Below are 11,476 nucleotides of genomic sequence, written 5' to 3'. Positions count from 1 at the left end.
CCACTCGCCGCCAATACCGCGCCGGCCTGATCCGGCGTAAAGCGCTCGAACCCACCATCTGACCGTCTCGCTCAAGGATGCCAAACAAGTGTCCGATACCTGCTTTTATGGGGTATCTTATGTCAGGTGGCAAACACTAGTGGGTCGTACTCGCCGGGCGGCATCCTTGCTGGCGGCGCGCGAAACCGGTTGCGCCCGGTCGCTCGGGCGTTACGCTGCGGTCACGGGCATGCCGGAGAGGCCGCACATGACACATCGCTTACCCATTCGCGTCTACTACGAAGATACCGACATGGCGGGAATTGTCTATTACGCCAACTACCTGCGCTATATCGAACGGGCGCGCAGCGACTGGGTGCGCGGCATGGGTGTCGATCAGAAGCAGATGAAGGATGAAGGTGTCGTTTTTGCAGTGCGCCGCGTCGAGGCGGATTACCTTGCCCCCGCGCGGCTGGACGATGAACTGATCGTCGAAACCGAGGTGGCGCAGACCACCGCGGCGCGGATGGTGATGGACCAGAAGGTCTGGCGCGGCTCTGACCTGCTGTTTCAGGCGATGGTAACGGTGGTGGCAATCACCGATGCGGGTCAGCCCACGCGGCTGCCGGCCACCCTGCGCCGTGGCCTGCACTGAGCGGGCTGCCCTGCTGATGGAAACGTGAGGTCGCATCGCGCTTTCCGGGGGCGAAGCTCAACAAGCGGCCTCTGTGCCGCCCCAGTGACGAATAGGTTGGCAAGCGCCAGGGCACACCCGGCACCCGGTGCCGGATGCGCGCGGCGGCAAATATCCGCCTGCAAACCGGTCGATCAGGCCTAAACTGCGGGAATCGACCCGGATATGTTGGATTTCGGCTTGGATATCGGCTAGTTTGCGCGCAAATGGCCGCTGACAAGGCCCGATAAGAGAGCAGGCATATGGAAGCTGAAACACTTGCGCTGGCGCAGGAGATGGATTTCTCGCTGTGGGCGCTCTTCGCGCGCGCCACGCTGACTGTCAAACTGGTGATGATCATCCTGATCCTGGCCTCGTTCTGGTCGTGGTCGGTGATCGTGAAAAAGCTCATCGAATACCGTCGCGCGCGGGCCGAGGCGGATGTCTTCGACCGCGCGTTCTGGTCGGGCGAGCCGCTGGACGAGCTGTTCGAGAAGATCGGCGTCGACCCGGCCGGGCGATCCGAGCGGATATTTGCCGCCGGGATGATCGAGTGGCGCCGCTCGCACCGCGGCGACGGGGCGCTCATTCCCGGGGCGCAGTCGCGGATCGAGCGGTCGATGGACGTGGCCATCGCCAAGGAGACCGAAGGATTGCAAGGCGGTTTGCCGGTGCTGGCTTCGGTCGGGGCCACCGCGCCGTTCATCGGGCTGTTCGGCACCGTCTGGGGCATCATGCATGCCTTTATCGGCATCGCGGAGCAGCAAAACACCAACCTTGCCGTGGTTGCGCCGGGGATCGCCGAGGCGCTGCTGGCCACCGGGCTGGGCCTGCTGGCGGCGATCCCGGCGGTGATCTTCTACAACAAGCTTAGCACCGATGCCGACCGCATCGTCGCCGGCTACGAAGGGTTCGCCGACGAGTTCGCGACCATTCTCAGCCGCCAACTGGACGGCTGAGCCATGGGCGCGGGCGGAATTCAGCGCGACCAGAATGCGCGGGGGCGCCGGCAGCGCCGGGGCCGGGCGCGCCCGATGGCCGAAATCAACGTCACGCCCTTCGTGGACGTGATGCTGGTGCTGCTGATCATCTTCATGGTCGCGGCGCCGCTGATGACGGTGGGCGTGCCCGTGGAACTGCCGAAAACGGCGGCCGACGCGCTGCCCGGCGAGCCCGAAGAGCCGCTGACCCTGACCATGACCGCCGAAGGCGAGGTACTGATCCAGAAAACCCCGGTGCCGCGCGACCGGCTACTGGGCCGGCTGCGGGCCATTGCCGCCGAGCGCAGCAGCGACCGGGTCTACCTGCGCGCCGACGGGGCGGTGCCCTACGCACAGGTGATGGAGGTGATGGGCGCGCTCAACCGCGGCGGGTTCACCAACATCGGGCTGGTTACTGACACCGGCGGGCCGGAGCTCGACAGCCCGGACGGTGGCTGAGCCGCCATGCATGCGGGGCACTATATCTCGGGCGCGGGCCATCTGGGCCTGATCGGTTGGCTGCTATGGGGCGGCGGGTTCGCCCCCACTCCCGAGCCGTTCGAGGTCAGCGAGGTGGCGGTGATCTCGTCCGAGGAATACGCTGCCCTGACCACGCCCGAGCCCGTGCCGCAGGCGGCGCCGCAACCAGCAGCGCCATCGCCGCCCGAAGACACCGACACGCCCCCCGAGCGGCCCACTGCGGATGCCGACGCGCCCCCGGCGCGCGACGACCCCGAGGCGGCGCAGCCCGGCACGCCCGACCGGGCCCCGGACGTAAGCGGCTTGCAGCGCCCGGCGCCGGCCGAGGCCGACGATTCCTCGCCGCAGCGGCCCGCCGCACCACCCGAGAGCGCCACGCTGGCGCCCGATACATCGGACCGGCCCACGCCACGCCCGGCGCCGCGCGTCGCGCCGCAACCCGTCGCCCCGCCCGAGCCCGATGCGCGCGTCGACGAGGTGCGGCAGGAGGAGCGCACCCCCGACGAGGGCGCCGACACCCCCGCCGAGCCCCAGGAGGCTACCGCCCCCGAGGCCGCCGCGACCGAAATCGTGACCGAGGCCGAGGAAGCCTCCGCGGCGGCGCCGCGGACCTCGCTTCGGCCGCGCGCGCGACCGGCGGCACCCCAGGCGGTGGCCGAGGCGCCGCAGGACGACGCAGCCGACGAAGCCGACCCGATCCGCGCCGCGTTGGAAGAGGCGCTTGGCGGCGCCGACGAACCCGCGCCGTCTGCCGCCCAGCCCTCCGATGCACCCGCCGGCCCGCCGCTCAGCCAGGGTGAACGCGACGCGCTGCGCGTGGCGGTGCAGAACTGCTGGAACGTCGGCTCCTTGTCATCGGCGGCGCTTGCCACCACTGTGGTAGTGGGTGTTTCGATGGGTCGCGACGGGCGGCCCGACGTGGGGTCGGTCCGGCTGATCGGGTCCGAGGGCGGCAGCGGCGAGGCAGTGAATCGGGCGTTTGAGGCGGCGCGCCGCGCCATCATAGTTTGTGGCAGCAGCGGCTACGACCTGCCCGAGGACAAATACGAGCGTTGGCGCGACATTGAAATGACATTCAATCCGGAGAAAATGAGGATTAAATGATGCGCATGATACTGACCCTCCTTGCGGTGTTGGGGCTGTTGGCGGCACCCGTCGCGGCCCAGGACGGGCCGCTCCGGATCGAGATCACCGAGGGCGTGATCGAGCCGATGCCCGTTGCAGTGCCGGATTTCGTGGTCGGAGACGGCGCCGCGCGCGAATACGCCAGCCGCATCGCGCGGGTGGTCGCCGACGACCTCAGCGGCACGGGGCTGTTCCGCGAGATCCCGCGCGAGGCGTTCATCAGCCCGATCACCAGCTTTTCCAGCCCGGTGCAGTTCGCCGACTGGAAGGCGATCAATGCGCAGGCGCTGGTGTCGGGCGCGGTCGAGATCGGGCAGGACGGTCGTCTTGTGGTCAAGTTCCGCCTCTATGACGTATTCGCCGGGCAGGAGCTGGGCGAAGGGCTGCGCTTTGCCAGCGCGCCCGAAGGCTGGCGGCGCATGGCCCACAAGGTGGCCGATGCCGTCTACACCCGGATCACCGGCGAGGGCCCCTATTTCGACAGCCGCGTCGCCTTTGTGGCCGAAACCGGCCCCAAGAACGCGCGCCGCAAGCGGCTTGCGGTGATGGATTACGACGGCGCCAACGTGCGCTACCTGACCGGTGGCGACGACATCGTGCTGGCGCCGCGCTTTTCGCCTGATGGCGAGAAGATCCTGTTTACCAGCTATAGCAGCGGCTTTCCGCGCATCTATCTCATGGATGTGGCGAGCCTCGATTTGCGCGCGCTCGAAGAGCAGCCCGGCAGCATGAGTTTCGCACCCCGTTTCGGCCCTGACGGGCGTACGGTGGTCTATTCGATGACCCGCGGCGGCACGACCGACATCTACACGCTCGACATCGACAGCGGCACGACGCGCCGGCTGACCCGCTCGCCCAGCATCGACACCGCCCCCAGTTTCAGCCCCGATGGCACGCGCATCGTCTTCGAGAGCGACCGTAGCGGCAGCCAGCAGCTCTATATCATGTCGTTGGACGGCGGCTCGCCCGAGCGCATCAGCTTTGGCCAGGGGCGTTACGGCACGCCCGTCTGGTCGCCGCGCGGCGACCTTATCGCCTTTACCAAGCAATCGAAGGGGCGTTTCCATATCGGGGTGATGCGCCTGGACGGCAGCGAAGAGCGGCTTCTGACCGCGTCTTTCCTCGACGAGGGGCCGACATGGTCGCCCAATGGGCGGGTGATCATGTTCACCCGCGAATCCCAGGGCGCGGATGGGCAGGCCAGCCTCTATTCGGTGGATATCACGGGGCGAAACCTCAAGAGGATGCGCACCGAAACCGGTGCCAGCGATCCGTCCTGGTCGCCGTTGCTGCGCTAAAGCCCGCGGCATGGGAGATTCCATTGGCGCGGTGGCTATGATATGGCTTGGGCAAGCGTGGCGATAACGGGTGCCGCGGGGCAACGGGAAAACAGGTAAAGCGGGATATTGACATGAGATACACGAGCAGGGCGATTTTGCTGGTCGCGGCGGTGGCGCTTGGCGCCTGCACCAACGCGAACCGTTTCGACGACAAGGATGCCGTGGTTCTGGGCGGCGCTGGCGCTGGCGCAGGCGACGCCAGCAACCCCGCCTCACCGGCCTATTTCCAGCAGGCGGTAGGCGACAGGGTGCTTTTCACGGTCGATCAATCGCGCCTTTCGGAAGAGGCGAAAGCCGTGCTGGATGGCCAGGCACGCTGGTTGCAGGACAACCCCGAATACGCAGCCATCATCGAGGGTCACGCAGACGAGCAGGGGACGCGCGAATACAACCTTGCGCTGGGCGCCCGTCGGGCCAACGCGGTGCACGAATACCTCGTGTCGCGTGGCGTTGCCGGCTCGCGTCTGGAAGTGGTCAGCTACGGAAAGGAACGCCCCATCGAGATCTGTAGTGACGAAAGTTGCTACGCCAAGAACCGCCGCGCGGTGACCGTGATCTCGGCCGGGCTGTCGGGCTGAGGCGGCATGATCAGCGTGGTGACAAAAGGCGTGGCGATGCGGCGGGCCTTGGGGGCGGGGGTGATGCTGGCCCTTGCCTGCGCACTGCCGGCGTCGGCGCAGCAGCAAGCCGGCACGCTGGCCGATATCCGGCAGGAGCTGACGGTGCTCAATGTTGAGATTCAGCGCCTCAAGCGCGAGATGTCGACGACCGGTGCGCCGTCGATCGATGCCGGGCAGGGGGAAAGCACGCTTGAGCGGGTCAACGCCATCGAGGCCGCCCTGGAGCAGTTGACCGCGCGAACCGAGCGGCTGGAGCACCGAATTGAGCGGGTGGTGCGCGATGGCACGACGCAGATCGGCGACCTGCAATTTCGGCTCTGCGAACTGGAACCCGATTGCGACATCGCGTCGCTGGGCGAGGTGCCCAGCCTGGGTGGCGGTGAGGCACCCGGCGGGAGCGCGCTGCCTTCCGACGCCGCGCCAGCGGATGACGCGGCGCCCGAACTGGCGGTGGGCGAACAGGCCGATTTCGACGCCGCCGCCACGGCACTGGAGGCGGGCGACCACGCCCGCGCGGCGGAATTGTTCGGCGCCTTTCTCGACGACTATCCCAACAGCCCGCTGGCGGCGGGCGCCCACCTGGGCCGCGGCGCAGCGCTGGAAGCGCAAGAGGATAGCACCGGCGCCGCCCGTGCCTATCTGGAGGCGTTCGGCGTCGCGCCCTCTGGTGAGCAGGCGCCCGAGGCGCTCTTCCGGCTGGGTCGGTCGCTGGGGCGGCTTGGCAAGGTCGATGAGGCCTGCGTGACCCTGGCCGAGGTCGGCGCGCGCTTTCCCGAGGCAGGCGAGGTCGTGACGCGCGCGCAAACCGAAAGGGCGCAGCTGGAGTGCCAGTGACCGGCGGCGGCGATCCGGGCGCCAGCGACCCGGTCGCGCAAGCGGTGATCGCGCATTTCCGCCCCGATCCGCCCGCACGGCTGGGTGTAGCGGTATCCGGTGGCGGCGATTCTGCCGCGCTGCTCAGGATTCTGGCCGACTGGGCGCCCGGCGCGGGCGTCGATCTGCATGCGGTGACGGTGGATCATGGCTTGCGCCCCGAAGCCGCCGACGAGGCGCGCGCGGTGGCGGCGCTGGCCGCCCGGCTGGGGGTGGCACATGACACGCTGGAATGGCGCGACAGGGACCGGACCGGCAACCTGCAGGCGGCGGCACGGCAGGCGCGGTACCGGCTGATTTCCGACTGGGCGCGGGAGCGCGATATCGCGCAGGTGGCTTTGGGGCATACTGCCGACGATCAGGCGGAAACGGTGCTCATGGCGCTGGCGCGCGGCGCTGGCGTCGACGGACTGGCGGCGATGCCCGTGCGGCGCCGGTTCGGCGCTGTGACCCTCGTGCGCCCAATGCTGGGGCTGCGGCGTATGGCACTTCGTCGTTGGCTGGAGGCCCGCGGCGCCGACTGGTTTGACGATCCGGGCAACGCCGATACGCGCTTTGACAGGATCAAGGCGCGCCGCGCGCTGGATGTGCTGGCGCCGCTGGGTGTGGATGCTGCGGCGCTGGCGCGAGTGGCGGGCCAGATGGCCGAGGCGCGCGCGGCGCTCGATGCCGCGACGGCGCGTGCGGCGCGCGATCTGGCCGAAGTCGCCGCCGGCGAGGTCACGCTGGCGCGCGACGGGCTCGCGGCCCTGCCCGACGAGATCGCTCGGCGGCTGCTGATTCACGCGCTGCGGATGGTCGGCGGTGCGCGGCAGGCCCCCCGCCGCGCCGCGATCGCCCGCCTGCGCGCCGCGATCACGGCGCGGCCCCGCATGACGCTGGCCGGTTGCCTGATCACCGCATCGGGCGACGGCGTGCATATCGGGCGCGAACCGGCGGCGGTGGCAGGGTTGCGCGCCGCGCCCGGGGCAGTATGGGATCGGCGCTGGCGGCTTCGGTCGCCGCCGGGCGGTGCCGCGCCGAGTGCGGCGACCGCGGGCGTACATGTCGCCGCACTCGGCGCGGCGGGGCTGGCGCAGTGCCCGGACTGGCGCCAGACCGGCCTGACGCGCGAGACGCTGCTGGCTTCGCCGGCGCTGTGGCACGGCGATGAACTGCTGGCGGCGCCGTTGGCGGGCGAGGCGGCAGCGCGCGGCTGGCACGCGGAGCCGGTTCTGGATGCGCGGGCCCTTGCCGCGCATCTGACCGTGGAGTGATTGCACATTGAAGATGGCGTTTCGATGTCTATTTTAATGTGGCGGGCGGCATGCTAGGTCCGCCTCAATCGGATTTTGAGGAGAGTTTCCTTGGGCAACGCGCGAAACATCGCATTCTGGGTCGTCCTGTTCCTGCTGGTGCTGGCCCTGTTCAACCTGTTCAGCGGGTCGGGCGGCACGATGCAAAGCCAGTCGGTGAGCTATTCCGAGTTCATCCAGGCGGTCGAGAACGAAGAGGTCAGCCGCGTCACGCTGGATGGTGAAAACGTGCGTTACCGCGGCACTGATGGCAAGGACTACATCGCCATCAAGCCGCAGGATGCGGAACTGACGCAGAAGCTGATCGACAACGGCGTTCCCATAAAGGCCGAACCGCAGGAGCAGTCGGGGTTCCAGACCTTCATTCTCTCGCTGCTGCCGTTCCTGCTGCTGATCGGGGTGTGGATATATTTCATGAACCGCATGCAGGGCGGGGGCCGCGGCGGCGCCATGGGATTCGGCAAGTCCAAGGCCAAGATGCTGACCGAGAAGTCGGGTAACGTGACCTTCGACGACGTTGCCGGGATCGACGAGGCCAAGGAAGAACTGGAAGAGATCGTGGAATTCCTGCGCAACCCGCAGAAATTTTCGCGCCTGGGCGGGCAGATTCCCAAGGGGGCGCTGCTGGTCGGGCCGCCGGGTACCGGCAAGACGCTGCTGGCGCGCGCTATCGCCGGCGAGGCGGGCGTGCCCTTTTTCACCATTTCGGGCTCGGACTTCGTCGAGATGTTCGTTGGCGTGGGCGCCAGCCGCGTGCGTGACATGTTCACCGACGCCAAGAAGAACGCGCCGTGCATCGTGTTCATCGATGAGATCGACGCCGTCGGCCGTGCCCGCGGCGTGGGCATCGGCGGTGGCAACGACGAGCGCGAGCAGACGCTCAACCAGTTGCTGGTCGAAATGGACGGGTTCGAGGCCAACGAGGGCGTGATCATCATCGCCGCGACCAACCGCAAGGACGTGCTTGACCCGGCGTTGCTGCGCCCCGGTCGTTTCGACCGCGAGGTCACGGTCAACAACCCCGACATCAAGGGCCGCGAGAAGATCCTGGGCGTTCATGCCCGCAAGACCCCGCTGGGCCCCGACGTGGACCTGCGCGTGATCGCGCGCGGCACGCCCGGGTTCTCGGGCGCCGACCTTGCCAACCTGGTGAACGAGGCGGCGCTGATGGCCGCGCGCGTTGGCCGGCGTTTCGTGACCATGGAGGATTTCGAGAACGCCAAGGACAAGGTCATGATGGGGGCCGAGCGCCGTTCGATGGTGTTGACGCCCGAACAGAAGGAAAAGACCGCCTATCACGAGGCCGGCCACGCCATCGTCGGGTTGAGCCTGCCCAAGTGCGACCCGGTCTACAAGGCCACGATCATCCCGCGCGGCGGTGCCCTGGGCATGGTCGTCAGCCTGCCCGAGATCGACAGGTTGAACTGGCACAAGTCGGAATGCGAGCAGAAGCTGGCGATGACCATGGCGGGCAAGGCTGCCGAGATCCTGAAATACGGCGAGGACGAGGTCAGCAACGGTCCTGCCGGCGACATCCAGCAGGCCAGCGGCCTGGCACGCGCGATGATCATGCGCTGGGGCATGTCCGACAAGGTCGGCAATATCGACTATGCTGAAGCGCACGAGGGCTATTCGGGCAATACCGCCGGGTTCTCGGTGTCGGCGCATACCAAGGAGCTGATCGAGGAAGAGGTGCGCCGCTTCATCCAGGAGGCCTATGACCACGCGCACAGAATCCTGACCGAACGCAAGGACGATTGGATTCGCCTTGCCGAGGGGCTGCTGGAGTACGAAACGCTGACCGGCGACGAGATCGAGCGTGTCATCCGCGGCGAGCCACCGCATGCCGGCACCGACGATGGCGGCGGCGACAAGAGCGGCAGCGCGCCCTCGGTCACCGCGGTGCCCAAGACCAAGCCCAAGGGCAAGGGGAAGACGGGTGGCAAACCCGAAGACGGTGGCGGGATGGAACCCGAACCCTCGAGCTGAGCGCGCCTGATGGAGTGCCCCGGCCCCGCGATCGCGGGGCCGGTGGCATTCGTGGCGTGCGTGCGGCAGGGGCGCTGTGCCTCTTGGCCTGCGGCCAATTCACCCCGGGACATTTTCTGAGAGAGGACCAACGCGGGTCGGTGCCGGCAATGCCGTGTTGACGGGGGCGGCGCAGCCGGCAAGGCTGCGCGCTGGACATGAGCACAGAGGAGACGTCATGCCGGCGCTAAGACTGACCGAGTTCACCATCAGGGTGGTGTGGCTGGGGCGCGTGCCCGACCGCGACGCGAGCCTGCGCGCCGAGGCACTGGAGGTTGTCGATCTAAGCTATGCCGGGGTGCCGGGCGAGGCGCATGGCGGGTTGACGCGCCCTTCGTGCAGCCGGGTGCGAGATCTCTATCCGCGCGACACCGAGATCCGCAATGTGCGCCAGTTGAGCATTCTCTCGGCCGAGGAGCTGCGCGCCATCGCTGCCGAAATGGGCGTGGAACGGTTCGATCCGGCCTGGGCGGGGGCCTCGATGGTGATCGCAGGTATCCCCGATTTCAGCCATGTGCCGCCGTCCTCGCGCCTTCAGGGGCGGGGGGGCGTGACGGTGACTGTGGATATGCAAAACCGCCCATGCAACTTGCCCGGCCCGGTGATCGAGGCCGAAGCACCGGGCGCCGGGCGCGCCTTCAAGGCGGCAGCCAGGGGGCGACGCGGTGTGACCGCCTGGGTGGAGCGCGAAGGGCAGCTGGCAGTGGGCGATGAGATGCAGCTTTTCGTGCCCGACCAGAGGGCCTGGGCACCGCGCTGAGCGACCGGAATAATGACGCTCTGAATCATCCTTGCGGCCTCCCGCCGCAAGCAGGTCCGGAAATGTCGATTTTGCGACCCACGCAGGGTGCCGCGATCTGTATAGGCGGGGCAGGACACGGCCACTGCGGCCTATACAGGGAAGTTATTCATGAGCCACAAATCCGACATCGAAATCGCCCGCGCCGCCCACAAGAAGCCGATCCAGCAGATCGGCGAAAAGCTGGGCATTTCCGCGGACCATCTGCTGCCCTACGGCCATGACAAGGGCAAGGTGAGCCAGGAGTTCATCGATTCGATCCAGGGCAACAAGACCGGCAAGCTGATCCTTGTCACCGCGATCAACCCCACGCCCGCGGGCGAGGGCAAGACCACCACCACGGTGGGCCTGGGTGACGGGCTCAACCGCATTGGTAAGAAGGCCGCGATCTGCATCCGCGAGGCCAGCCTCGGCCCCTGCTTCGGGATGAAGGGCGGCGCCGCCGGCGGCGGCTATGCGCAGGTCGTTCCGATGGAGGACATGAACCTTCACTTCACCGGCGATTTCCACGCCATCACCAGCGCTCACAACCTGCTGAGCGCGATGATCGACAACCATATCTACTGGGGCAACGACCTGGGCATCGACGAGCGCCGTGTGACCTGGCGCCGGGTGCTGGACATGAACGACCGCGCACTGCGCGATATCGTCACCAGCCTGGGCGGCGTCGCCAACGGCTTTCCGCGCCAGACCGGGTTCGATATCACCGTCGCCTCCGAGGTCATGGCGATCCTGTGCCTGGCGCGCAATCTTGAGGATTTGCAGCACCGGCTGGGCAACATCATCGTGGCCTATCGCCGCGACAAGACCGCGATCACCTGCCGCGAGATCGGCGCGAGCGGTGCCATGACGGTGCTGCTGAAGGACGCGATGCAACCTAACCTGGTGCAGACGCTGGAAAACAACCCCGCCTTCGTGCATGGTGGGCCGTTCGCCAACATCGCCCACGGGTGCAACTCGGTCACGGCGACCACCACGGCGCTGAAGCTGGCCGACTACGTGGTCACCGAAGCCGGGTTCGGCGCTGACCTGGGCGCCGAGAAGTTCATGAACATCAAGTGCCGCAAAGCCGGCCTGGCGCCCGATTGCGTGGTGCTGGTGGCCACGGTGCGCGCGATGAAGATGAATGGCGGCGTGGCCAAGGCCGACCTGGGGTCCGAGAATGTGCAAGCGGTCAAGGACGGCTGCGACAACCTCGGCCGGCATATCGGCAACCTCAAGTCATTCGGCGTGCCGGTGGTGGTGGCGATCAACCATTTCGTCACCGATACCGATGCCGAGGTG

11 protein-coding genes are annotated in these 11,476 nt (G+C 67.6%); all 11 read left to right on the top strand.

Features of this window, described 5'->3' with window-relative positions; all coding sequences use genetic code 11:
• Nucleotides 1-247 precede the first annotated feature (247 nt).
• Entirely contained in the window at nt 248-634 is a 387-nt protein-coding gene (ybgC, locus tag Q0L89_RS12430) for a tol-pal system-associated acyl-CoA thioesterase (protein ID WP_296765596.1), read from the top strand.
• A gap of 281 nt (nt 635-915) precedes the next feature.
• On the top strand, nt 916-1,611 hold the full coding sequence (gene tolQ, locus Q0L89_RS12425) for a protein TolQ (protein WP_296765594.1): 696 nt from the start codon (nt 916-918) through the stop codon (nt 1,609-1,611).
• Nucleotides 1,612-1,614: 3 nt separating this feature from the next.
• Nucleotides 1,615-2,091: an ExbD/TolR family protein gene (locus Q0L89_RS12420; RefSeq protein ID WP_296765592.1), complete on the top strand. Its 477-nt coding sequence runs from the start codon at nt 1,615-1,617 to the stop codon at nt 2,089-2,091.
• Nucleotides 2,092-2,097: 6 nt separating this feature from the next.
• Nucleotides 2,098-3,216, top strand: coding sequence for an energy transducer TonB (locus Q0L89_RS12415; protein ID WP_296765589.1), 1,119 nt, complete (start codon nt 2,098-2,100; stop codon nt 3,214-3,216).
• Nucleotides 3,213-4,535: a Tol-Pal system beta propeller repeat protein TolB gene (gene tolB, locus Q0L89_RS12410; protein WP_296765586.1), complete on the top strand. Its 1,323-nt coding sequence runs from the start codon at nt 3,213-3,215 to the stop codon at nt 4,533-4,535. Before Q0L89_RS12415 ends, tolB begins: the two co-directional genes overlap by 4 nt.
• Before the next feature lie 113 nt (nt 4,536-4,648).
• Entirely contained in the window at nt 4,649-5,155 is a 507-nt protein-coding gene (gene pal / locus Q0L89_RS12405) for a peptidoglycan-associated lipoprotein Pal (RefSeq protein WP_296765584.1), read from the top strand.
• 36 nt (nt 5,156-5,191) lie between these two features.
• On the top strand, nt 5,192-6,031 hold the full coding sequence (gene ybgF / locus Q0L89_RS12400) for a tol-pal system protein YbgF (RefSeq protein ID WP_296765582.1): 840 nt from the start codon (nt 5,192-5,194) through the stop codon (nt 6,029-6,031).
• Nucleotides 6,022-7,326: a tRNA lysidine(34) synthetase TilS gene (tilS, locus tag Q0L89_RS12395; RefSeq protein ID WP_296765580.1), complete on the top strand. Its 1,305-nt coding sequence runs from the start codon at nt 6,022-6,024 to the stop codon at nt 7,324-7,326. Before ybgF ends, tilS begins: the two co-directional genes overlap by 10 nt.
• A gap of 90 nt (nt 7,327-7,416) precedes the next feature.
• Nucleotides 7,417-9,354 carry an ATP-dependent zinc metalloprotease FtsH gene (gene ftsH, locus Q0L89_RS12390; protein ID WP_296765577.1) on the top strand — a complete coding sequence of 646 codons (1,938 nt, stop codon included), beginning with the start codon at nt 7,417-7,419 and terminating at the stop codon, nt 9,352-9,354.
• A 217-nt stretch (nt 9,355-9,571) separates the two neighbouring features.
• Complete coding sequence (locus Q0L89_RS12385; RefSeq protein WP_296765576.1) at nt 9,572-10,153, top strand: MOSC domain-containing protein; 582 nt, start codon at nt 9,572-9,574, stop codon at nt 10,151-10,153.
• Between the two features lie 150 nt (nt 10,154-10,303).
• Nucleotides 10,304-11,476: formate--tetrahydrofolate ligase (locus Q0L89_RS12380; RefSeq protein WP_296765572.1), on the top strand; the 1,173-nt coding region annotated here is incomplete at its 3' end.

Origin of the sequence: Sediminimonas sp., assembly GCF_024637375.1 — a bacterium.
In the GTDB taxonomy this organism is placed as follows: domain Bacteria; phylum Pseudomonadota; class Alphaproteobacteria; order Rhodobacterales; family Rhodobacteraceae; genus Sediminimonas.
The sequence above is the reverse complement of the archived record's forward strand: the minus strand, read 5'-3'. Positions and strand labels throughout refer to the sequence as shown.